Raw genomic sequence first — 23086 nt, forward strand, 5'->3', positions numbered from 1 at the left:
ACTGGCGCCCTTTTTCGTGCCCGTCATTCGAGCATCGCTTTCAACTCCTCCAGCGCCACCGGCCGACTGTGCAGATAACCCTGATACAAATGGCAGCCCAGCCCTTGCAGGAACGCCAGCTGTTCCGGTGTTTCCACGCCTTCGGCAATCACCTCCAGCTCCAGGCTGCGGGCCATGGCGACGATGGCGCGGATGATCTCGGCGTCGTTGGGGTCGGTGGTGGCATCGCGGATGAACGACTGGTCGATTTTCAGGGTGTCCACCGGCAGGCGCTTGAGGTAGGTCAGCGATGAATAACCGGTGCCGAAGTCGTCCATGGCGAAGCTCACGCCCAGTTTTTTCAGGCGGCGCATTTTGCTGATGGTGTCTTCCAGGTTCTGGATGACGATGCCTTCGGTTATCTCCAGTTTCAGCAGCGAGCAGGGCAGGCCGTGGCTGCTCATGCTGTGTTCGATGCGTTCGACGAAGTCGTTCTGGCGAAACTGCCGCGGGCTGATGTTCACGCACAGGCTGAAGTTGAGCGGGTCGACCAGTTTCACTGCGATCAATTGTTTGAACGCCTCGCAGGCCTCGTCGAGAATCCAGGTGCCGACTTCCAGGATCAGGCCGCTGTCTTCCAGGACCTTGATGAATTCGGTGGGCGATTGCGCGCCAAGTTCCGGGTGATTCCAGCGCACCAGCGCTTCGGCGCCGATGATGCGGTTGTCCCGCGCGTCGACCTGCGGCTGGTAGTGCACGTTGAATTCGCCACGGGACAGCGCCAGGCGCAGATCAGTCTCCATGCGCAGCCGTTCGCTGGCCGCCTTCTGCATGGCGTTGTGGTACATCTGCGTGGTGTTGCGCCCGGAATCCTTGGCCCGGTACAACGCAATGTCGGCGCGCTTGAGCAGGTCGGTCGGGGTCGAGCCGTGGTCGGGAATCAGCGCCACGCCGATGCTCGGCGTCACTTGCAGGCGCTGGCCGTCGAGGAACATCGGTTCCGACAGCAATTCACGAATGGTGTCAGCCAGCTCCCGCACCTGGGCGCTGACCTCGTTGCGTGTGCCTTCGAGGCCGCTGAGCAGTACCACGAATTCATCGCCACCCAGGCGCGCAACGGTGTCTTCCATGCGCACGCTGGCTTCGAGCCGCGCGGTGATGATTTTCAGCACCGTGTCGCCGACCGGGTGACCGAGCGAGTCGTTGATGTGCTTGAAGTGGTCGAGGTCGAGGAACAGCAGTGCGCCGCGCAGGTTGTGGCGTTTGAGCAGGGCGATCTGCTGGCTCAGGCGATCCATCAGCAAGGCGCGGTTGGGCAGGTTGGTCAGCGGGTCGTGATAGGCCAGGTGGCGAATCTGCGCTTCCGCGTTTTTCAGCAAGCTGACGTCCCGGGCCGTCAACAGCAGGCACGCGGTTTCGTTGAGCGTGATCGGTTCGATCGACACTTCCAGGGTCAACAGCTCGCCGCGCTTGTTGCGCCCGAGCATTTCCTGATGGTGCACGCGGCCCTTGATCTGCAGTTCGGCGAGCAGCGCCGAGCGTTGTTTTTCTTCGGCCCAGATGCCGATCTGGTACACGGTTTTGCCCACCACTTCGTCGGCGCGATAGCCGGTAAGGCGGCAGAAACCGTCGTTGACCTCCAGATAGCGCCCGGTGTCGCGCTCGGTGATGGTGATCGCGTCGGGGCTGGAGTGAAACGCCTTGGCGAATTTTTCTTCACTGGCCTTGAGAGCGGCCTCGGAGCGCTGCTGTTGGGTGATGTCGCGCAGGGTGGTGACGATGCACGGCTGGTTGCCGACGCTGATCTGCCGGCTGGAAATCACGCAGGTCAGCGACTGGCCGTCCTTGTGCTGGACGATGATCGCGACATTGCTCAGGCCTTGTTCGCGGATCACCCGTTCGATGCGTTGCAGGCTTTTTGCCGAAGCGTCCCACAAGCCGATGTCCTCGGCAGTGCGGCCGATCACGTCGGCGGCGCTCCAGCCGAATGTCTGGGTGAAGCTGTTGTTGATTTCGATGAATTCGCCGCTGTCCTGACGGGTCACGCAGATCGGGTCCGGGCTGACCTGGAACAGCGTGGCGAATTTCTCTTCCGAGGCGACCAGACGTTGCTCGCGCTCGACCTGATCGGTGATATCCAGCAACGTCCCGGCCATGCGCAGCGGCGCGCCGTTTTCGTCGCGATAGAGACGGGCGCGGCTTTCCAGATAACGCGAGCTGCCGTCCGGCAATTGCACGCGGTAAGTCAGCTGATAATTGCCCGCCGGGCCTTCACGCAGGCTGCGGTAGGCGTCGCGCATGCTGTCGCGCTCTTCGCCGGGTACGCCTTCGAAAAACTCTTCAAACGACTCGTGAAACGGGATCGGTTCCAGCCCGTGCAATTGCGCGGCCCGCGCCGAGCCGTACAGCATGCCGCTGGGGATGTGCCAGTCCCAAGTGCCGAGTTGCGCCGAGTCCAGTGCCAGATCGAGGCGTTCCTGGCTGTCTTTCAAGGCGTGTTCGGCGGCTTTGCGTTCAGTGGTGTCGAGAAAGGTGCTAAGCAGGTACGGCTGGCCTTCGAGTTCGACCTTCTGTGCACTGAGGATGCCGTCATGAATCTGCCCGTTGCTGGCGCGAAACTGCACTTCCATGCTGATCAGTTCGCCTTTGGCCTTGGTCTTTTTCACCAGCTCGGTCCGTTGTTCCGGGTACACCCATAGGCCCAGTTCCAGCGTGGTACGACCGATGGCGTCTTGGACCGGCCAGCCGAACAGGCTTTCGAAATACTGGTTGGCTTCGGTGATCAGGCCGTCTTCCTGGCGCGTCAGCAGCACCATGTTCGGACACAGGTGAAAGAGTGTGGCGAAACGTTTCTCCGAGCTGCTCAGAGCCTGTTCGCGCTGGCGCTGGTGGGTGATTTCGCGAATCACCCCGATCATTCGGGGGCGGCCGTCTTTATCCGGCAGCAGGCTGCCGCTGATCTCCAGCCAGTGCAGGCTGCCGTCGGGCCAGCGGATGCGGTGGTGCATCGCCTGTTCCAGCGGTGCGCCGGCGATCACGGCATGAAAGGCCCGCACGGTTTTTGCCCGGTCTTCGGGCGGCAGCAGGTCAAGGTATTCCAGGTCCTGCGGCAGCGGTTGCCGTGGATCGAAGCCGAACAGCGCCTGGGTGCCCCGCGACCAACTGATCTGCCCGCGCTCGATGTCCCAATACCAGGCGCCGAGCCGGGCGCCGTTGAGCGCGGCGAGCAATTGCGGCGCACTCTCCCAGCTCTGCTCGGAACGTCGCGGATCAATGGCCTGAATACGCGGCATCGGCGGAATTCGGTCAACAGATTTCGGCATTGTTAACGGGCCTTGAGCTGGTGGTGGCGTTAGGCGCAGGGGCAGCGGCTCTATAGGAGTAGCACAAGTTAGCCTGGAGTCCCTGGCAGATCGATTTGTGCATCCAGCAAGGCCATGAAAGCCCTTGCCGCATTCGACAGCGTCCGTTCGGTGTGCACGATATAGCCTAGCTGGCGACTGAGCTGTATGCCCGGCAAAGGTATGCGCGCGACCTGTTCATCGAGCATGGTGCGCGGCAGAACACTCCAGGCCAGACCGATAGAGACCATCATCTTGATGGTTTCCAGGTAGTTGGTGCTCATGGCGATGTTCGGCGTCAGCCCCTGGGCTTCGAACAGGCGTTGGACAATATGATGGGTGAAGGTGTTGCCGCCGGGGAAAACCGCCGGATGACCGGCAATGTCCGCCAGGCTCACCGCGCCATTGCTGATCAATGAATGCTCCGGCGCCACCACAAAGTCCAGCGGGTCGTCCCACACCGGCGTGGCTTTGACCAGGGAGTGCGGCTCCGGCGCCAGGGTGATCACCGCCAGTTCGGCGCGGCCATGAAGTATTTCCTCGTAGGCCACTTCCGAATCAAGGAACTGAATGTCCAGCGCCACCTGTGGGTAGCGGCGGGTGAACTCCCTTAATAACGGTGGCAAGCGGTGCAGGCCGATGTGGTGACTGGTCGCCAGGGTCAGGCGACCACTGACCTCGCCGGTGAGGTTGGTCAGGGCGCGGCGGGTGTCGTCCAGCACGTTGAGGATCTGATAGGCCCGGGGCAGCAGGGCGCGCCCGGCCTCGGTCAGGCCGACTTCACGGCCGAGTCGATCGAACAGCCGCACCTTCAACTGTTGCTCCAGCCCGGCGATGCGTTTGCTGATCGCCGGCTGCGTCAAATGCAGGCGTTCTCCGGCGCCGGAGAAGCTGCCGGTCTCGGCAATGGCGATAAAAGCATTGAGGTTGGCCAGGTCCATGAGTCGTATTCCAGTTGGTTATCCAAAGCATAAAAAATATGAATTTGAGTTATTTAATCTAACCCCATAGGATCGGCCTCACAAGCCAAAGGGTTATTGATAAGCCCAGGGCATAGAAACAAGCTGATGAGGAACCGTCTGATGGCCGGCAAAACGCTCTACGACAAGCTCTGGGATTCGCATTTGGTCAAGCAGCGCGACGATGGCTCGGCGCTGATCTATATCGATCGTCACATCATCCACGAAGTGACCTCGCCGCAAGCCTTCGAAGGCCTGCGTCTGGCCGGGCGCAAGCCTTGGCGCATCGATGCCAACATCGCGACCCCGGACCACAACGTACCGACGACCCCGGAGCGCAAGGGTGGCATCACCGCCATTGCCGACCAGGTCTCGCGTTTGCAGGTGCAGACCCTCGATGACAACTGTGATGAATACGGCATCGTCGAGTTCAAGATGAATGACATCCGCCAGGGCATCGTCCACGTGATCAGTCCGGAGCAGGGCGCGACCTTGCCGGGCATGACCGTGGTCTGCGGCGACTCGCACACTTCGACCCACGGCGCTTTCGGTGCCTTGGCGCACGGGATCGGCACCTCCGAGGTCGAGCACGTGCTCGCCACCCAGTGCCTGGTCGCCAAGAAAATGAAGAACATGCTGGTGCGCGTCGAAGGCCAGTTGCCGTTCGGCGTCACCGCCAAGGACATCGTTCTCGCGGTAATCGGCAAGATCGGCACCGCCGGCGGTAACGGCCATGCCATCGAATTCGCCGGCAGCGCGATCCGCGATCTGTCGGTCGAAGGCCGCATGACTATCTGCAACATGTCCATCGAAGCCGGCGCCCGCGTGGGTCTGGTAGCAGCGGATGAAAAGACCGTCGAGTACGTCAAGGGCCGTCCGTTCGCGCCGAAAGGCGCGCAGTGGGATCAAGCGGTTGAAGCCTGGAAAGACCTGGTCTCCGACGCTGATGCCGAGTTCGACACCGTGGTTGAACTGGACGCCGCGCAGATCAAGCCGCAAGTCAGCTGGGGCACTTCGCCCGAGATGGTGTTGGCGGTTGACCAGAACGTGCCGGACCCGGCCAAGGAAATGGACTTGGTCAAGCGTGACTCGATCGTCCGCGCCCTGAAATACATGGGGTTGACCGCCAATCAGGCGATCACAGACATCCAGCTCGACCGCGTGTTCATCGGCTCCTGCACCAACTCGCGCATCGAAGACTTGCGCGCCGCCGCCGTGATCGCCAAGGGCCGCAAAGTGGCCTCGACCATCAAGCAGGCGATCGTGGTGCCGGGCTCGGGCCTGGTCAAAGCTCAGGCCGAGGCTGAAGGTCTGGACAAGATTTTCCTCGAAGCCGGTTTCGAGTGGCGCGAGCCAGGTTGCTCGATGTGCCTGGCGATGAACCCGGACCGTTTGGAGTCCGGCGAGCATTGCGCCTCGACCTCCAACCGCAACTTCGAAGGCCGTCAGGGTGCCGGTGGTCGTACCCACCTCGTGAGTCCGGCCATGGCCGCTGCAGCGGCGGTGAACGGTCGTTTCATCGACGTTCGTGAATTGATCTGAAGGAGAGCGCAGCATGAAAGCTTTTACCCAGCACACTGGTCTTGTCGCGCCTCTGGATCGTGCCAACGTCGACACTGACCAGATCATCCCGAAGCAGTTCTTGAAGTCGATCAAACGCACCGGTTTCGGTCCGAACCTGTTTGACGAGTGGCGTTACCTGGATGTCGGCCAGCCGTATCAGGACAACTCCAAGCGTCCGCTGAACAAGGATTTCGTGCTCAACGCCGAGCGTTACCAAGGCGCCAGCGTGTTGCTGGCCCGGGAGAACTTCGGTTGCGGCTCCAGCCGTGAACACGCGCCGTGGGCGCTGGAAGAATACGGTTTCCGCAGCATCATCGCGCCGAGCTACGCCGACATTTTCTTCAACAACAGCTTCAAGAACGGCTTGTTGCCGATCATCTTGAGCGACGCGGAAGTCGATGAACTGTTCAAGCAGGTCGAGGCCGAGCCGGGCTATCAATTGCAGATCGATCTGCAGACGCAGACCGTGACCCGTCCGGATGGCAAGGTTTACAACTTCGAGATTGACGCGTTTCGCAAGCATTGCTTGTTGAACGGTCTGGACGATATCGGTTTGACCTTGCAGGACGGTGATGCGATTGCCGCGTTTGAGGCCAAGCATCGGGTGAGCCAGCCTTGGTTGTTCCGCGACGCATAATTGATTCGAGATTGATGTAGTCAGGGCCGGCCCCTTCGCGAGCAGGCTCGCTCCCACACTTGAAATGCATTCCCCTGTGGGAGCGAGCCTGCTCGCGAAGACGGCCGCTCAAACAACACAAATGCAGGATGTGACCATGACCAGCACTGCCCAACACACTCAGGTCGTACAGAAGCAATTCGGTGAACAGGCCGCCGCCTACCTTAGCAGCGCCGTTCACGCTCAAGGCACCGAATTTGCGCTGCTACAGGCTGAGCTGGCCGGGCAGGGCGAGGCGCGGGTGCTGGACTTGGGTTGCGGCGCCGGACATGTGAGTTTTCATGTGGCGCCACTGGTAAAAGAAGTGGTGGCCTACGACCTGTCGCAGCAGATGCTTGACGTGGTTGCCGCCGCGGCCGTGGATCGCGGGTTTGCCAACATTGCCACGGTCAACGGTGCCGCCGAGCGTCTGCCGTTTGCCGATGGCGAGTTCGACTTCGTGTTCAGCCGCTATTCGGCGCACCATTGGAGCGACCTTGGCGTAGCCCTGCGCGAGGTGCGCCGGGTGCTGAAACCGGGTGGCGTGGCGGCGTTCGTCGATGTGTTGTCACCGGGCAGCCCGTTGTTCGACACTTACCTGCAAAGCGTCGAAGTGCTGCGCGACACCAGCCACGTGCGCGATTATTCCGCCGGCGAGTGGTTGCGTCAGGTCAGCGAGGCCGGTTTGCACACGCGCAGCACCACGCGGCAGCGCCTGCGTCTGGAGTACAGCAGTTGGGTCGAGCGCATGCGCACACCCGAAGTGATGCGCGCGGCGATCCGCCAGTTGCAGCAGTCGATGGGCAACGAAGTGCGCGAATATTTTGAGATTGATGCCGACGGCTCGTTCAGTACAGATGTGATCGTACTGATGGCCGAACGCTAAGCATTTTTCCCGGCGCGCCACCCGTGGCGCACCGACTGAAGACACGAGGAAAGCATGAGCAAGCAGATTCTGATTCTCCCAGGTGATGGCATTGGTCCGGAAATCATGGCCGAAGCGGTCAAGGTTCTTACCATTGCCAACGACAAGTACAGCCTGGGCTTCGAGCTGAGCCATGACGTGATCGGTGGTGCCGCCATCGACAAGCATGGCGTGCCGCTGGCCGACGAAACCCTCGACCGTGCCCGTGCTGCCGACGCCGTGCTGCTGGGTGCGGTGGGCGGCCCGAAATGGGACACCATCGAGCGTGACATCCGCCCTGAGCGCGGTCTGCTGAAAATCCGTGCGCAACTGGGCCTGTTCGGCAACCTGCGTCCGGCGATCCTCTACCCGCAACTGGCCGACGCTTCGAGCCTGAAGCCGGAAATCGTTGCCGGTCTGGATATCCTGATCGTCCGTGAGCTGACCGGCGGCATCTACTTCGGCGCGCCACGCGGCACCCGCACCCTGGAAAACGGCGAGCGTCAGGCCTACGACACCCTGCCGTACAGCGAAAGCGAAATCCGCCGCATTGCCCGCGTCGGTTTCGACATGGCCATGGTTCGCGGCAAGAAGCTGTGCTCGGTGGACAAGGCCAACGTGCTGGCCTCCAGCCAATTGTGGCGTGAAGTGGTCGAGCAGGTCGCCAAGGATTACCCTGAAGTCGAACTGAGCCACATGTACGTCGACAACGCCGCCATGCAACTGGTGCGCGCACCGAAGCAGTTCGACGTGATCGTCACCGACAACCTGTTCGGCGACATCCTGTCCGACGAGGCGTCGATGCTCACCGGTTCCATCGGCATGCTGCCGTCGGCCTCGCTGGATTCGAACAACAAGGGCATGTACGAGCCTTGCCACGGTTCGGCTCCGGACATCGCGGGCAAAGGCATTGCCAACCCGCTGGCGACCATTCTGTCGGTGTCGATGATGCTGCGTTACAGCTTCAATCTGCACGATGCGGCCGATGCCATCGAGAAGGCGGTCAGCGTGGTGCTGGATCAAGGCCTGCGCACCGGTGACATCTATTCGGCCGGTTGCACTAAAGTCGGTACGCAGGAAATGGGTGACGCAGTAGTCGCCGCGCTGCGGAATCTGTAATCTCTCGGGCCCGCTGCGAAATTCAATACAAAGCAGCGGCCCACTTTTCAAGAAGGTGTAGTTGCGATGAAACGTGTAGGTCTGATCGGTTGGCGCGGCATGGTCGGTTCCGTGCTCATGCAGCGGATGCTGGAAGAGCAGGATTTCGATCTTATCGAGCCGGTGTTTTTCACCACTTCCAATGTCGGTGGCCAAGGCCCGTCCGTGGGCAAGGACATTGCTCCGCTCAAGGACGCTTACAGCATTGAAGAGCTGAAAACCCTCGACGTGATCCTGACCTGCCAGGGCGGCGACTACACCAGCGAAGTGTTCCCGAAGCTGCGCGAAGCCGGCTGGCAGGGTTACTGGATCGACGCGGCCTCGAGCCTGCGGATGAACGATGACGCGGTGATCATTCTCGATCCGGTCAACCGCAAGGTTATCGACCAGCAACTGGACGCGGGCACCAAGAACTACATCGGCGGCAACTGCACCGTCAGCCTGATGCTGATGGGTCTGGGCGGTCTGTTCGAGGCCGGTCTGGTCGAGTGGATGAGCGCCATGACCTATCAGGCGGCCTCCGGTGCCGGCGCGCAGAACATGCGTGAACTGATCAAGCAGATGGGCGCCACCCACGCTGCGGTGGCCGATCAACTGGCCGATCCGGCCAGCGCGATCCTCGACATCGACCGTCGTGTCGCAGAAGCCATGCGCAGTGACGCGTACCCGACCGAGAACTTCGGCGTACCGCTGGCCGGCAGCCTGATCCCGTGGATCGACAAGGAACTGCCGAACGGCCAGAGCCGCGAAGAGTGGAAGGCCCAGGCCGAGACCAACAAGATCCTCGGCCGCTTCAAGAGCCCGATCCCGGTCGACGGCATCTGCGTGCGCATCGGCGCCATGCGTTGCCACAGCCAGGCGCTGACCATCAAGCTGAACAAAGACGTGCCGATCGCTGATATCGAAGGGTTGATCAGCCAGCACAACCCATGGGTCAAACTGGTGCCGAACAACCGCGACATCAGCATGCAGGAGCTGAGCCCGACCAAGGTCACCGGCACCCTGAATGTCCCGGTGGGTCGTCTGCGCAAGCTGAACATGGGTTCGCAATTCGTCGGTGCCTTCACCGTCGGCGACCAACTGCTGTGGGGCGCGGCCGAACCGCTGCGTCGCATGCTGCGGATCCTGCTGGAGCGTTGATCGCTTGAGTTGTGAAAGAACCCGTGCCTTGAAGGAGGTGCGGGTTTTTTATGTCTGAAATTTTTGGTTGTCTGGTCTGGCCTCATCGCGAGCAGGCTCACTCCTACAATGATCGGTATGAGGCAAATTTTTGTGTGCAACCCCACCCCTGTAGGAGTGAGCCTGCTCGCGATCAGCCGGTACAGGCATCGCAAATCCCCGGCAGAAATTGCCTGTGCGGCAGTCACCCGGTAAAGTGCCGCTCCCCCCGTTTCGCCAGAGGTAGAACCATGACCCAGACCCTTGATATTGCCGTCGTCGGCGCCACCGGTACTGTCGGCGAAACCCTCGTACAGATTCTCGAAGAGCGCGACTTCCCGGTCGGCAACCTGCACCTGCTGGCCAGCAGCGAATCCGCGGGCAGTTCAGTGCTGTTCCGCAACAAGAACGTGCGCGTGCGCGAAGTCGACGAGTTCGATTTCAGCAAGGTCAAACTGGTGTTCTTCGCCGCCGGCCCGGCCATCTCCCTGAGCTACGCGGCACGCGCCCACGCGGCCGGTTGCTCGTTGATCGACCTGTCTGGCGCATTGCCTACCGAGCAGGCGCCGCAAGTGGTGCCGGAAGCCAACGCCGAGGTTATCGCCGGTCTGAAAGCGCCGTTCCAGGTCAGCAGCCCAAGCCCGTCGGCGACGACGCTGGCGGTGGTGCTGGCGCCATTGCTCGACTTGCTTGAGCTGCAATACGTCAACGTCACCGCCAATCTGGCCGTCTCCGCACAAGGTCGCGAAGCCGTGACCGAGCTGGCGCGGCAGACCGCCGAGCTGCTGAACATGCGTCCGCTGGAGCCGACCTTCTTCGATCGGCAGATGGCCTTCAACCTGCTGGCTCAGGTCGGCACCCCGGACGCCCACGGCCACACGCTGCTGGAAAAACGTCTGGTGCGCGAGTTGCGTCAGGTGCTGGCACAGCCTTTATTAAAGATTTCCGCAACTTGCGTTCAAGCCCCGGTGTTTTTTGGCGATAGCTATAGCGTGACCTTGCAGTCAGCGAGCGCGGTCGACCTGGAAAAGGTCAACGCTGCACTGGAAGACGCACCCGGTATCGAGCTGGTCGAAGCGGGCGATTACCCGACGGCGGTGGGTGATGCAGTAGGGCAGGACGTGGTCTATGTCGGTCGCGTGCGCTGCGGCATCGACGACCCGTCGGAACTTAATCTGTGGCTGACGTCAGATAACGTACGCAAAGGGGCAGCGCTCAATGCTGTGCAGGTCGCTGAATTGTTGATAAAAGACCTGCTGTAAAAGATACTTGGCAACAACTTGTCGACTGATTCTAGGTGAGCGCTATGCTTGCCCGGAGCACTTGATAACGTGTCACCCTCCGGGACTTTCCGGGGCATCAAAGAAATGATCGCGCGCGGCAGTCTGTCGTCGTCGCGCGCAATGCCTTACGGCAGCGGCAATCAACATCTTCTCGCTGGCCGAGGAACGTTCAAACAAAGGATGAGGCTATGGTTCAAGTTCGCAAACTGGTGTTAGCAATAGCGGCCGCCTCGGCGCTGTCCTCCGGTATGGCGCATGCCCTCGGGCTCGGGGAGCTGACCCTGAAGTCGACCCTGAACCAGCCGCTGGTGGCCGAAATCGAGCTGCTCGACGTCAAGGATCTCACCGCTGCCGAAGTGGTGCCGAGCCTGGCCTCGCCGGAAGATTTCGCCAAGGCCGGCGTCGATCGCCAGGCCTTCCTCAACGATCTGACCTTCACCCCGGTGCTCAACGCCAGCGGCAAAAGCGTGCTGCGCGTGACTTCGAGCAAGCCGCTGTCGGAACCGATGGTGAAATTCCTCGTGCAGGTGATGTGGCCCAACGGCCGTCTGCTGCGCGACTACAGCGTGCTGCTGGATCCGTCGAAGTTCTCGCCGCAGACCGCTGACGCCGCCGCGCAACCGGCGCCGTCGCAGACCATCACTGCGCCGACCACCGGTGCCACCCACCCGAATCAATACACCACCACGCCGCGCGATACCCTGTGGGAAATCGCCGCGAAGGCGCGCACTGGCGGCTCGGTGCAGCAGACCATGCTGGCGATTCAGGCGCTGAACCCGGATGCGTTCATCGACGGCAACATCAATCGGCTGAAAACCGGTCAGGTGCTGCGTCTGCCGGACTCGGTGGAAAGCACCGCGCTGCCGCAGTCCAAGGCGATTGCCGAAGTGGCCGCGCAGAACGAAGCCTGGCGTCAGGGCCGTCGTTATGTGGCCAAGCCAGGCACCGGTCAGCAACAGCTCGACGCCACCAAGCGTGGTCGCAGCAATGTTGGTAGCGGCCAGAGCGCCAAAGACAATCTGAGCCTGGTCTCCGCCGAAAGCGCCAAGGCGCGGGGCAAAGGTCCGGCCGGCGATGCCAAGGCCTTGAGCAACAAGCTGGCGGTGACTCAGGAAAGCCTCGACACGACCCGTCGTGACAACGAGGAACTGAAAAGCCGCATGGCCGATCTGCAAAGTCAGCTGGACAAACTGCAACGCCTGATCGAACTGAAGAACAACCAACTGGCGAAAATGCAGGCTGACGGTAGCGCCGCTGCGCCAGCTGCCAACGCCGCGGTGCCGGCGATCACCGCCGAACTGGCCGCAACTCCGCCAGCGACCCCGGCAGAAGCGGCGCCAACCCCGGAATCGGCAATTGCGCCACCGGTCGACACGCCTGCCGAGACCCCGGTCGTCGCGCCCAAACCGGTTGTCGACGAAGACAAGACCTTCAACGAACTGCTGACCAATCCGATCCTGTTGGGTCTGATCGGTGGCGGTGCGGTGGTGCTGCTGCTCCTGCTGTTGCTGCTGGCCCGTCGCCGCAAAGCCCAGCAGGAAGCCGAGAAGCACCTGCGCATGGCCCGTGCCCTGGCTGAAGAGCAAGAGTTCTCCGCCGAGCAGGATCTGCCGGAAAGCAGCTTCGAAGGCCTGGAAGTGCCGGCGGCCAGCGTCAAACTGAATACCCCGGCGCCAGCGCCTGCTCCGGCTGCGGTGGTCGCGCCGGTGGTGATGGCTGAGCCGATTGCCGCGCCACTGGTTGCGCCGGCCGCCGAGCGTTCTGATGACGTGTTGGACAAGGCTCAGTCGCACATCAACGCCGGTCGCCTGAATCAGGCCGCCGCGCTGCTGGAAGAGGGCGTCAGCCTTGAGCCGCAACGCAGCGATCTGCGCCTGAAGCTGATGGAAGTCTACGGCCAGCAGGGCGACCGCGATGCGTTCGTCGCTCAGGAGCGTCAGCTGGTGGCCAACGGCGACAACTTCGCCAAGGTCGAAGAGCTGAAGAAGCGCTTCCCGGCCATGGCCGTCGTCGCGGTAGCGGGTCTGGCCGCAGCGGCAGTCGCTGCCGAGCTGGATGCGCAATACGTCAAGGACCTGCTGCTCGACGAGCCAGAGGCGCCAGCACCCGAGCCGGCTCCGGTGGCAGACGATCTGGACAGCGCGTTCGACCTGAGCCTGGACGACCTCGACAACATCACCCCGGTTGAACCTGCCCCTGTGGTTGGGCCTGAAGCACCCGTAGAGCTGGACGAATTCCCGGCAGACGACGATCTGAGCTTTGAATCGGTGCTGCAGCAGCAGACCGAGATCAAAGATAACCTCGACGACCTGTCGGACTTCGACCTGGATCTGGACCTGGGTGCCGAACCGGCGCCAGCCCCTGCGACAGACCTGGCGGACGATGACTTCCTGCTGGATCTGGACGAAGGCGTGAAAGACCTGTCGCCAGTCGAGCCTGCGGTAGTCAACGAAGTGCCGCAGGACGATCTGGAGCTGCCGGCGGATTTCGATCTGTCGCTGGCTGACGAGATGGACACCAACCCGGCCGAACCGGATGCGTTCGCCGCCGAGTTGAATGACGTCAACGCCGAGCTGGATCGCTTGTCGCAGAGCATTGCCGAACCAACCTTCACCGAAGCCGATGCGGCCATGGGCGATGATCTGGGCGAAGACGATTTCGACTTCCTCGCCGGCACTGATGAAGCGGCGACCAAGCTCGATCTGGCCCAGGCCTACATCGACATGGGCGACAACGATGGCGCACGCGACATCCTCAACGAAGTGTTGACCGAGGGTGACGAGAAGCAGCGTGGCGAGGCCAAGGAAATGCTTTCGCACCTGGCTTGATTCAGCGCTAAATCAAAAACGGCAGCCCAGTGAGGCTGCCGTTTTTGTTTGTTTTTTAAAATCAAAAGATCGCAGCCTTCGGCAGCTCCTGCAAAGGAACGCGATCTCATGTAGGAGCTGCCGAAGGCTGCGATCTTTTGATCTTTTGATCTCGAAACTGGCATCCCCGACTCACGGCCTTATAATGCCCGCCTTTGTAGATCAGCAGGCTGTCCCACCTTGGCAAACATAGATAACCCGGTCGCCGAAATGGCCCCCGAAGGCTTTTACCGCGTGGCACTGGGCGTCGAGTACAAAGGCTCGCGCTACAGTGGCTGGCAGCGTCAGTTGACGGGTGTCGCAACGGTGCAGGAAGAGCTTGAAAAAGCCTTGTCGAAAGTCGCCAGCTCGCCGATTTCGCTGCAGTGCGCCGGCCGCACCGACGCCGGGGTGCATGCCTGTGGGCAGGTGGTGCATTTCGACACGCCAGTCGATCGCTCACTGAAAGCCTGGGTGATGGGCGCCAACATCAATCTGCCCCACGACATCAGTGTCAGTTGGGCGCGGGTCATGCCGGCGCATTTTCATGCGCGCTTCAAGGCCATTGCTCGCCGCTATCGTTACGTGATCTATAACGATCAGATTCGTCCGGCGCATCTCAACGAAGAAATCACCTGGAACCATCGTCCGCTGGACGTCGAGCGCATGGCCGAGGCCGCGCAGTACCTGATCGGCACACACGATTTCAGTGCGTTCCGTGCCGGCCAGTGCCAGGCCAAGTCACCGATCAAGAAAATGCACCACCTGCGCGTGACCCGTCACGGCAAGATGATCGTGCTCGATATCCGTGCCAATGCGTTCCTGCACCACATGGTGCGCAACATTGCCGGTGTATTGATGACCATCGGTGCCGGCGAGCGCCCGGTGGAATGGATGAAAGAGGTGCTGGAGAGCCGCGAGCGGCGCTCCGGCGGGGTGACGGCGCATCCGTACGGTCTGTATCTGGTGCAGGTCGAGTACCACGACGAGTTCCCGTTGCCCGAGCGTTTCATCGGGCCACATTTCCTTACGGGTTTCTCGGGCCTTGACGGCTGACGCCCCCGGACGCTTTTGTTACCATCCGGGACTTTCCCGGTTTTTGCCTTGAGGTTTTTATCGACATGTCAGCCGTTCGCAGCAAGATTTGCGGGATTACCCGCATAGAAGATGCGTTGGCAGCGGTCGAAGCCGGGGCCGATGCGATCGGTTTTGTGTTTTACGCCAAGAGTCCACGGGCGGTGAGTGCGCAGCAGGCGCGGGCGATCATCCGCGCCCTGCCGCCGTTTGTGACCACCGTGGGCCTGTTCGTCAATGCCAGCCGCTGCGAGTTGGGGGAAATTCTCGATGCCGTGCCGCTGGATCTGCTGCAGTTCCATGGCGATGAAAGCGCAGACGAATGCGAAGGCTGGCACCGTCCGTACATCAAGGCGTTGCGGGTCAAGGCCGGTGACGACATCGCGGCCGCCGTCGATGCCTATCCGAGCGCCAGTGGCGTGCTGCTCGACACCTATGTCGAAGGCGTGCCTGGCGGAACCGGCGAGGCGTTCGACTGGTCATTGATTCCGCAGCAATTGAGCAAGCCGCTGATCCTGGCCGGCGGGCTCACGCCGGAAAACGTCGCCGACGCCGTGGCCCGGGTCAAACCGTACGCGGTCGACGTCAGCGGTGGGGTAGAGGCGAGCAAGGGCATCAAGGATCATGCGAAGATCCGTGCGTTCATCGATGCCGTACGTAGAAGCTCAATGGGAGCGCCTACTTCGATGTGACGGCTGGCAGTCTGCCGCCGTCCATCAATGCACTTGCACAAAGCAGGCGCGGCTGAGGGTTTATGGAGTTGCACGCAGGTCATGTTTCGCGCTGACCGCGGGGTTCCACCAACCATCGCCACACACATGAATTTAGCTGAAGGGCATACGCGGGGCTGCGAACCAGAGCGTTCGGGCCGCCGGTACTGGAGAAAGAAAGCATGAGCAACTGGTTAGTAGACAAACTGATCCCTTCGATCATGCGTTCGGAGGTCAAGAAGAGCTCGGTGCCTGAAGGTCTGTGGCACAAATGCCCGTCCTGCGAGGCTGTGCTGTATCGCCCTGAGCTGGAAAAGACCCTGGACGTTTGCCCCAAGTGCAATCACCACATGCGCATCGGCGCACGGGCGCGCATCGACATCTTCCTGGATGCCGAAGGCCGCAACGAACTGGGCGCCGATCTGGAGCCGGTTGACCGTCTGAAATTCCGCGACGGCAAGAAGTACAAGGATCGTCTGGTCGCTGCACAGAAGCAGACTGGCGAAAAAGACGCGTTGATCTCCGTCAGCGGCACCCTGCTGGGTATGCCGGTGGTGGTGTCGGCATTCGAATTCAGCTTCATGGGCGGTTCCATGGGCGCCATCGTCGGTGAGCGCTTCGTGCGCGCCGCCAACTACGCTCTGGAAAACCGTTGCCCGATGATCTGCTTCGCCGCTTCCGGCGGTGCGCGGATGCAGGAAGCGCTGATCTCGCTGATGCAGATGGCCAAGACTTCGGCAGTGCTGGCGCGTCTGCGTGAAGAAGGCATTCCGTTCATCTCGGTATTGACCGACCCGGTCTACGGCGGTGTTTCCGCCAGTCTGGCGATGCTCGGCGACGTGATCGTCGGTGAGCCGAAAGCCCTGATCGGCTTCGCCGGTCCACGCGTGATCGAGCAGACCGTGCGTGAAAAACTGCCGGAAGGCTTCCAGCGCAGCGAATTCCTGCTGGAGCACGGCGCAATCGACCTGATCATTGATCGTCGTGAACTGCGTCCGCGTCTGGGCAATCTGCTGGCACAACTGACCGGCCAGCCGACACCGACCTACGTCGCGGCTCCAGTCGAGCCAATCGTTGTTCCACCGGTGCCTGCCAACGTATGACCGAGCGTACCCTTGGCGAGTGGCTCGCCTACCTAGAGCAGTTGCATCCATCGGCCATCGACATGGGGCTGGAGCGTTCGCAACAGGTAGCGTCCCGCATGGGGCTGGGCCAGCCGGCGCCTCGGGTGATTACGGTCACCGGCACCAACGGCAAGGGTTCGACCTGCGCATTCGTGGCTTCGTTGCTGCGCGCGCAGGGCCTGAGCGTTGGTGTCTACAATTCTCCGCACTTGCTGCGTTATAACGAGCGGGTGCAGCTCAATGGCGTCGAAGCGACTGACGCGCAGCTGTGCGAAGCTTTCGCCGCGGTCGAGGCCGGGCGTGGCGAGACCTCGCTGACTTACTTCGAAATGGGCACCCTGGCGGCGTTCTGGCTGTTTCAACAGGCCGGTCTGGATGCGGTGGTGCTGGAAGTGGGTCTGGGCGGTCGTCTGGACACGGTCAACGTGGTGGACGCCGACATTGCGCTGGTCACCAGCATTGGCGTCGATCATGCCGAATACCTTGGCAATACCCGCGAGTCCGTAGCCTTCGAAAAGGCCGGGATTTTCCGTCAGGGCAAACCTGCCTTGTGCGGCGATCTGAACCCTCCTCAACCTCTGCTCGACAAGGCCCGCGAACTGGCGTGCCCGTTTTTCCTGCGCGGGCGTGATTTCGACCTCGGTATCACCGATCAGCACTGGCAGTGGCGCGGCACTGATGCACAAGGCCAGCCGGTCGAACTGCACGACTTGCCGCTACTGGATCTGCCGATGGAAAACGCTGCGCTGGCATTGCAGGCGTATCTGCTGCTCGGTTTGCCGTGGAATGCAGCGCAGATCGTGGCGGCCTTGCAGGCGACTCGTGTGGTTGGGCGTCTGGATCGCCGATCCTTCGAGTTCAACGGCAAGCGCCTGAATCTGCTGCTGGATGTGGGGCATAACCCGCACGCGGCGGAGTATCTGGCGCGGCGCCTGGCCAGTCGGCCGCCGGTGGGCAAGCGCCTGGCGGTGTTCGGCTTGCTGGCGGACAAGGATCTGGATGGTGTTGTCGGCGAATTGAATGCTAGTGTCCAGCATTGGGCTGTGGCGCCGCTGGATTCGCCGCGTTCGCGTCCGGTCAGTGAATTGCACGCCGGGTTGCAGAACCTTGGCGCTTCAGTCACGTCCTATGACAGTGTCGCGGCGGCGCTGGAAGGGCAGTGCGCAGTGGCTACCAGCGACGACGAGATTCTGTTGTTCGGATCATTTTATTGTGTCGCCGAGGCCCTTGAATGGCTGGCCCGGCGCTCCACGGAGGAAGCGGCAAATGGCTTTGCTGGATAAAGCGTACAAGCAGCGCATGGTTGGCGCCCTGGTGCTGGTGGCACTGGCGGTGATTTTCCTGCCGATGCTGTTTTCCCGTCAGGACGAGCAGCGTCAAGTGACCGTCGAGGCGCCCGCCGCGCCGCAAGCGCCTGCCGTACCGCAAGTGCAACTTGAGCCGGTGGCCGTGCCGGAGCCGCAAACGCTGCCGCAAGAACCGGTGCCGAGCGATGACGAAGTGGCCGAGCAATCGACACCTTCGATGCCGATTGCGCCCGCGCCAGCGCCAACACCTGCGCCAGTCGCCAAGCCGGTTGCCCCGGCACCTGCGCCAGTGACCAAGCCGACAGTGGCGCCGGCCCAGCCGATCGCGGCAGCCCCGGCCAAGCCTGATACCACGCAAAGCCGCGTCGACGCCAACGGTCTGTCGGTCAGCTGGTCGGTGCAACTGGCCAGCCTGTCGAGCCGTGAAAGTGCGCAATCCCTGCAGAAAACCCTGCGCAGCCAAGGCTATAACGCCTATATCCGCTCTGCCGATGGCAAGAACCGGGTGTTTGTCGGCCCGTTGATCGAGCGCGCCGAGGCTGATCGTCTGCGTGATGTCTTGAGCCGTCAGCAGAACCTCAAGGGTTTTGTCGTGCGCTTCCAGCCTGAGCGTGGCTAAAAACTATCGCCCGGATTGAAAAGCACTGACAATCGCAGCTTACCGACAGCGGTGCGCTCTGCTAAAATGCGCCGCCTTATCCGTCTGTAGGCTGCACTGTGCCATTTACCATGGTTGACTGGGCGATCGTTGCAATCATCGCCATCTCCGCTTTGATCAGTTTGAGCCGCGGCTTCGTCAAGGAAGCATTATCGCTGGTGACCTGGATCATCGCAGGAGCCGTTGCCTGGATGTTTGGTGGCTCACTGTCCGAGTACCTCGCCGGATACATCGAAACCCCATCGGCTCGCGTGATCGCGGGCTGTGCCATCATGTTTGTCGCCACACTGATCGTGGGCGCAATGATCAATTATCTTATCGGCGAGTTGGTTCGCGTGACCGGATTGTCCGGCACCGATCGATTCCTGGGCATGGCCTTCGGCGCGGCGCGTGGCGTGTTGCTGGTGGTCGTGGCAGTCGGGCTGTTGAGCCTGGGGCCGGTACAGCAGGACGGGTGGTGGAAAGAATCACAGCTCGTGCCAAAGTTTCTATTGGTCGCCGACTGGTCCAAAAACCTGATTCTCGGGTGGAGCAGTCAGTGGCTTGCCAGCGGAATCAGCGTACCCGCTGATATTCCGTTCAAGGAGCAACTCTTGCCGTCGGCCAAAACGCCCCAGTGAGTGTTGTTCAGTTCAGATCCATTAAGTAGGGGTTGCGTCGCATGTGTGGCATCGTCGGTATCGTCGGTAAGTCGAACGTCAATCAGGCGCTGTATGACGCGCTAACCGTGCTCCAGCACCGCGGCCAGGACGCTGCCGGTATCGTGACCAGCCATGATGGCCGGTTGTTCTTGCGCAAGGACAATGGCCTGGTGCGTGACGTGTTCCAGCAGCGTCACATGCAGCGTCTGGTCGGCCACATGGGTATCGGCCACGTGCGTTACCCGACCGCCGGCAGCTCGACTTCGGCCGAAGCGCAGCCGTTTTACGTCAACTCGCCGTACGGCATCACCCTGGCGCACAACGGCAACCTGACCAACGTTGAACAGTTGGCCAAGGAAATCTACGAATCCGACCTGCGTCACGTCAACACCAGTTCCGACTCGGAAGTGCTGCTGAACGTGTTCGCCCACGAGCTGGCCCAGCGCGGCAAGCTGCAGCCGACTGAAGAAGACGTGTTTGCCGCCGTGACCGACGTGCACAACCGTTGCGTCGGCGGTTATGCGGTGGTGGCGATGGTGACCGGTTACGGCATCGTCGGTTTCCGTGACCCGCATGGCATCCGCCCGATCGTGTTCGGCCAGCGTCACACCGACGAAGGCGTCGAGTACATGATCGCGTCCGAAAGCGTTTCACTGGACGTGCTCGGTTTCACCCTGATTCGCGACCTGGCCCCGGGCGAAGCGGTCTACATCACTGAAGATGGCAAGCTGCACACCCGTCAGTGCGCGACCAACCCGTCCCTGACCCCGTGCATCTTCGAACACGTCTACCTGGCGCGTCCGGACTCGATCATCGACGGCGTGTCGGTGTACAAGGCCCGTCTGCGCATGGGTGAGAAACTCGCCGAGAAGATCCTGCGCGAGCGTCCAGAGCACGACATCGACGTGGTTATCCCGATTCCGGACACCAGCCGCACCGCGGCGCTGGAGCTGGCGAACCACCTGGGCGTGAAATTCCGCGAAGGTTTCGTCAAGAACCGTTACATCGGTCGTACCTTCATCATGCCGGGCCAGGCGGCGCGCAAGAAGTCGGTCCGTCAGAAACTCAACGCCATCGAACTGGAATTCCGCGGCAAGAACGTGATGCTGGTCGACGACTCGATCGTGCGCGGCACCACCTGCAAGCAGATCATCCAGATGGCCCGCGAAGCCGGCGCGAAAAACGTCTACTTCTGCTCGGCGGCTCCGGCTGTGCGCTTCCCGAACGTCTACGGCATCGACATGCCGAGCGCTCACGAACTGATCGCGCACAATCGTTCGACACAGGACGTGGCGGATCTGATCGGCGCGGACTGGCTGATCTATCAGGACCTGCCTGACTTGATCGAAGCGGTCGGTGGCGGCAAGATCAAGATCGAGCACTTTGATTGCGCGGTGTTTGACGGCAAGTACGTGACCGGCGACGTCGACGAGGCTTACCTGAACAAGATCGAGCAGGCACGCAACGATGCCTCCAAGGTCAAGACCCAGGCGGTCAGTGCGATCATCGATCTGTACAACAACTGAGTTTCTACCGGCCCTGAGGGGCCGGTTTTGTATCTTATTCAGAACAGGGCAAGGAGTGACAGCATGAGTCAGGAATGGGATGCCGGTCGGCTGGACAGCGACCTCGAAGGCGTAGCGTTCGATACCCTGGCCGTACGTGCCGGTCAGCACCGGACGCCGGAAGGCGAACACGGTGATCCGATGTTCTTCACTTCCAGCTACGTGTTCCGCACCGCTGCCGACGCGGCTGCGCGGTTTGCCGGGGAAGTGCCGGGTAACGTTTACTCGCGTTACACCAACCCGACCGTGCGCGCGTTCGAAGAGCGCATCGCTGCGCTGGAAGGCGCCGAACAAGCGGTTGCCACCGCCACCGGCATGGCCGCGATCATGGCGGTGGTGATGAGCCTGTGCAGTGCCGGCGATCACGTGCTGGTGTCGCGCAGCGTGTTCGGTTCGACCATCAGCCTGTTCGAGAAATACTTCAAGCGCTTCGGTGTGGAAGTCGACTACGTACCGCTGGCCGACCTGTCGGCGTGGGATGCGGCGATCAAGCCGAACACCAAGCTGCTGTTCGTCGAGTCGCCATCCAATCCGCTGGCCGAATTGGTGGATATCACCGCGCTGGCGGAAATCGCGCACGCCAAAGGCGCGATGCTGGTGGTCGACAACTGCTTCTGCACGCCTGCATTGCAGCAGCCGCTGAAAATGGGTGCGGACATTGTCGTGCACTCGGCAACCAAGTTCATCGATGGCCAGGGCCGTTGCATGGGCGGGGTGGTGGCCGGTCGCAGCGAGCAGATGAAGGAAGTTGTCGGTTTCCTGCGCACCGCCGGGCCGACCCTGAGTCCGTTCAACGCGTGGATCTTCCTCAAGGGGCTGGAAACCTTGAACCTGCGGATGAAAGCGCACTGCGCCAACGCCCAGCAGCTGGCCGAATGGCTGGAGCAGCAGGACGGCATCGAAAAGGTTCATTACGCCGGTCTCAAGAGTCATCCGCAGCATGAGCTGGCCCAGCGTCAGCAGAAGGGCTTCGGTGCGGTGGTGAGTTTTGAGGTCAAGGGCGGCAAAGAGGGCGCCTGGCGCTTTATCGATGCAACCCGGTTGATTTCGATCACCGCCAACCTCGGTGACAGCAAAACCACCATCACTCATCCGAGCACCACCTCCCACGGCCGTCTGGCCCCGCAGGAGCGTGAAGCGGCGGGGATTCGTGACAGCCTGATCCGCATTGCGGTCGGTCTGGAAGACGTGGCGGACCTGCAGGCCGACCTGTCGCGCGGTCTGGCGGCGTTGTGATCGAGTTGTCTACTCCGACGGCAGGCACCCATGGCCGCGTTGCGCTGGTCACCGGTGCCGCACGCGGCATCGGTCTGGGCATTGCTGCCTGGCTGATCAGCGAGGGCTGGCAAGTGGTGCTGACCGACCTGGATCGTGTGCGCGGTTCAAAAGTGGCGAAGGTGCTGGGCGAAAATGCCTGGTTCATCGCCATGGACGTGGCGGATGAGAACCAGGTCGCGCTCGGCGTCGCCGAAGTGCTCGGGCAGTTTGGTCGCCTGGATGCGCTGGTGTGCAACGCGGCAGTGGCCGATCCGCACAACATCACCCTGGAAAGCCTCGATCTGGCTTACTGGAATCGGGTGCTGGCGGTGAATCTCAGCGGGCCGATGCTGCTGGCCAAGCATTGCGCGCCGTATCTTCGGGCGCACAATGGCTCGATCGTCAATCTGGCGTCGACACGCGCGGCGCAGTCCGAGCCGGATACCGAGGCGTATGCGGCGAGCAAGGGCGGCTTGTTGGCGCTCACGCATGCACTGGCAATCAGCCTTGGGCCGGAGATCCGCGTCAATGCGGTCAGTCCGGGCTGGATTGATGCGCGGGATCCGTCGGCACGACGTGCCGAACCACTGGCCGATGCCGATCATGCCCAGCATCCGGCGGGCAGGGTAGGGACGGTCGAGGATGTGGCGGCGATGGTGGCGTGGCTGTTGTCGCGCAATGCCGGGTTTGTCACCGGGCAGGAGTTCGTCGTGGATGGTGGTATGACCAAGAAGATGATTTACACCGAGTAAGGAGCGAAGCCGCGATCTCCGTGGGAGGGGAGCCAGCTCGCGATAGCGGTCTGAGGGTTGATGGGGTGTTCGGGATTGACTCAATTTTGTCTTTTTCAGAAAAACTTCAATCCTGCTATTGACTTAGGTTCGCTACCTGCGTAAATTTCGCG

Annotated in this window: 18 protein-coding genes; 16 read left to right on the plus strand and 2 right to left on the minus strand. The window is 61.6% G+C overall.

All coding sequences use genetic code 11. The annotated features are described in order from the left end of the window. Positions 1-23 precede the first annotated feature (23 nt). Both HBN98_RS24015 and HBN98_RS24020 read right to left on the minus strand, forming a co-directional pair. Positions 24-3302 (minus strand): sensor domain-containing protein, encoded by a 3279-nt coding sequence (locus HBN98_RS24015; RefSeq protein WP_083368465.1) that lies wholly within the window; start codon positions 3300-3302, stop codon positions 24-26. Positions 3303-3370: 68 nt separating this feature from the next. Next, positions 3371-4261, minus strand: coding sequence for a LysR family transcriptional regulator (locus HBN98_RS24020; protein ID WP_083368466.1), 891 nt, complete (start codon positions 4259-4261; stop codon positions 3371-3373). A 141-nt stretch (positions 4262-4402) separates the two neighbouring features. Between HBN98_RS24020 and leuC the strand changes: the two genes are divergently transcribed. From leuC to HBN98_RS24100, 16 genes are all read left to right on the plus strand, one after another. After that, a complete protein-coding gene (gene leuC / locus HBN98_RS24025) occupies positions 4403-5821 on the plus strand; it encodes a 3-isopropylmalate dehydratase large subunit (RefSeq protein ID WP_083368467.1) in 1419 nt (472 codons plus the stop codon). Between the two features lie 13 nt (positions 5822-5834). Then, positions 5835-6479, plus strand: a complete 645-nt coding sequence (leuD, locus tag HBN98_RS24030) for a 3-isopropylmalate dehydratase small subunit (protein ID WP_083368468.1) — start codon at positions 5835-5837, stop codon at positions 6477-6479. A 136-nt stretch (positions 6480-6615) separates the two neighbouring features. Next, on the plus strand, positions 6616-7383 hold the full coding sequence (locus tag HBN98_RS24035) for a class I SAM-dependent methyltransferase (protein WP_083368469.1): 768 nt from the start codon (positions 6616-6618) through the stop codon (positions 7381-7383). A 54-nt stretch (positions 7384-7437) separates the two neighbouring features. After that, positions 7438-8520 (plus strand): 3-isopropylmalate dehydrogenase, encoded by a 1083-nt coding sequence (gene leuB, locus HBN98_RS24040; protein ID WP_083368470.1) that lies wholly within the window; start codon positions 7438-7440, stop codon positions 8518-8520. A gap of 66 nt (positions 8521-8586) precedes the next feature. Next, positions 8587-9699 (plus strand): aspartate-semialdehyde dehydrogenase, encoded by a 1113-nt coding sequence (asd, locus tag HBN98_RS24045; protein WP_003226428.1) that lies wholly within the window; start codon positions 8587-8589, stop codon positions 9697-9699. A 269-nt stretch (positions 9700-9968) separates the two neighbouring features. Continuing rightward, on the plus strand, positions 9969-10979 hold the full coding sequence (locus tag HBN98_RS24050) for an aspartate-semialdehyde dehydrogenase (protein ID WP_083368471.1): 1011 nt from the start codon (positions 9969-9971) through the stop codon (positions 10977-10979). 209 nt (positions 10980-11188) lie between these two features. Continuing rightward, entirely contained in the window at positions 11189-13828 is a 2640-nt protein-coding gene (locus HBN98_RS24055; protein ID WP_083368472.1) for a motility hub landmark protein FimV, read from the plus strand. Positions 13829-14077: 249 nt separating this feature from the next. Further along, on the plus strand, positions 14078-14902 hold the full coding sequence (gene truA / locus HBN98_RS24060) for a tRNA pseudouridine(38-40) synthase TruA (protein ID WP_083368473.1): 825 nt from the start codon (positions 14078-14080) through the stop codon (positions 14900-14902). 65 nt (positions 14903-14967) lie between these two features. Beyond that, positions 14968-15612: a phosphoribosylanthranilate isomerase gene (locus HBN98_RS24065; RefSeq protein ID WP_083368474.1), complete on the plus strand. Its 645-nt coding sequence runs from the start codon at positions 14968-14970 to the stop codon at positions 15610-15612. A gap of 200 nt (positions 15613-15812) precedes the next feature. Next, positions 15813-16733, plus strand: a complete 921-nt coding sequence (accD, locus tag HBN98_RS24070) for an acetyl-CoA carboxylase, carboxyltransferase subunit beta (protein ID WP_027611535.1) — start codon at positions 15813-15815, stop codon at positions 16731-16733. Beyond that, on the plus strand, positions 16730-18037 hold the full coding sequence (gene folC, locus HBN98_RS24075; protein ID WP_083368475.1) for a bifunctional tetrahydrofolate synthase/dihydrofolate synthase: 1308 nt from the start codon (positions 16730-16732) through the stop codon (positions 18035-18037). The genes accD and folC overlap by 4 nt, the downstream gene beginning before the upstream one ends. Further along, positions 18021-18680 (plus strand): SPOR domain-containing protein, encoded by a 660-nt coding sequence (locus HBN98_RS24080; protein WP_064588341.1) that lies wholly within the window; start codon positions 18021-18023, stop codon positions 18678-18680. The genes folC and HBN98_RS24080 overlap by 17 nt, the downstream gene beginning before the upstream one ends. 98 nt (positions 18681-18778) lie before the next feature. After that, positions 18779-19339: a CvpA family protein gene (locus HBN98_RS24085; protein ID WP_045122548.1), complete on the plus strand. Its 561-nt coding sequence runs from the start codon at positions 18779-18781 to the stop codon at positions 19337-19339. A 41-nt stretch (positions 19340-19380) separates the two neighbouring features. Continuing rightward, a complete protein-coding gene (gene purF, locus HBN98_RS24090) occupies positions 19381-20886 on the plus strand; it encodes an amidophosphoribosyltransferase (protein ID WP_016773943.1) in 1506 nt (501 codons plus the stop codon). A 63-nt stretch (positions 20887-20949) separates the two neighbouring features. After that, positions 20950-22161 carry an O-succinylhomoserine sulfhydrylase gene (locus HBN98_RS24095; RefSeq protein WP_083368476.1) on the plus strand — a complete coding sequence of 404 codons (1212 nt, stop codon included), beginning with the start codon at positions 20950-20952 and terminating at the stop codon, positions 22159-22161. Continuing rightward, on the plus strand, positions 22158-22934 hold the full coding sequence (locus HBN98_RS24100; protein ID WP_083368477.1) for an SDR family oxidoreductase: 777 nt from the start codon (positions 22158-22160) through the stop codon (positions 22932-22934). The genes HBN98_RS24095 and HBN98_RS24100 overlap by 4 nt, the downstream gene beginning before the upstream one ends. Positions 22935-23086: the final 152 nt, after the last annotated feature.

Origin of the sequence: Pseudomonas koreensis (assembly GCF_012986595.1) — a bacterium.
GTDB classification, from domain to species: domain Bacteria; phylum Pseudomonadota; class Gammaproteobacteria; order Pseudomonadales; family Pseudomonadaceae; genus Aquipseudomonas; species Aquipseudomonas koreensis.

Coding starts and splice junctions, on each gene's coding strand:
- HBN98_RS24065 (WP_083368474.1), top strand. CDS start 14,968: ATGTCAGCCGTTCGCAGCAAGATTTGCGGGATTACCCGCATAGAAGAT.
- asd (WP_003226428.1), top strand. CDS start 8,587: ATGAAACGTGTAGGTCTGATCGGTTGGCGCGGCATGGTCGGTTCCGTG.
- truA (WP_083368473.1), top strand. CDS start 14,078: ATGGCCCCCGAAGGCTTTTACCGCGTGGCACTGGGCGTCGAGTACAAA.
- HBN98_RS24080 (WP_064588341.1), top strand. CDS start 18,021: ATGGCTTTGCTGGATAAAGCGTACAAGCAGCGCATGGTTGGCGCCCTG.
- HBN98_RS24055 (WP_083368472.1), top strand. CDS start 11,189: ATGGTTCAAGTTCGCAAACTGGTGTTAGCAATAGCGGCCGCCTCGGCG.
- leuD (WP_083368468.1), top strand. CDS start 5,835: ATGAAAGCTTTTACCCAGCACACTGGTCTTGTCGCGCCTCTGGATCGT.
- HBN98_RS24020 (WP_083368466.1), bottom strand. CDS start 4,261: ATGGACCTGGCCAACCTCAATGCTTTTATCGCCATTGCCGAGACCGGC.
- HBN98_RS24050 (WP_083368471.1), top strand. CDS start 9,969: ATGACCCAGACCCTTGATATTGCCGTCGTCGGCGCCACCGGTACTGTC.
- purF (WP_016773943.1), top strand. CDS start 19,381: ATGTGTGGCATCGTCGGTATCGTCGGTAAGTCGAACGTCAATCAGGCG.
- accD (WP_027611535.1), top strand. CDS start 15,813: ATGAGCAACTGGTTAGTAGACAAACTGATCCCTTCGATCATGCGTTCG.
- leuB (WP_083368470.1), top strand. CDS start 7,438: ATGAGCAAGCAGATTCTGATTCTCCCAGGTGATGGCATTGGTCCGGAA.
- HBN98_RS24095 (WP_083368476.1), top strand. CDS start 20,950: ATGAGTCAGGAATGGGATGCCGGTCGGCTGGACAGCGACCTCGAAGGC.
- HBN98_RS24035 (WP_083368469.1), top strand. CDS start 6,616: ATGACCAGCACTGCCCAACACACTCAGGTCGTACAGAAGCAATTCGGT.
- leuC (WP_083368467.1), top strand. CDS start 4,403: ATGGCCGGCAAAACGCTCTACGACAAGCTCTGGGATTCGCATTTGGTC.
- folC (WP_083368475.1), top strand. CDS start 16,730: ATGACCGAGCGTACCCTTGGCGAGTGGCTCGCCTACCTAGAGCAGTTG.
- HBN98_RS24015 (WP_083368465.1), bottom strand. CDS start 3,302: ATGCCGAAATCTGTTGACCGAATTCCGCCGATGCCGCGTATTCAGGCC.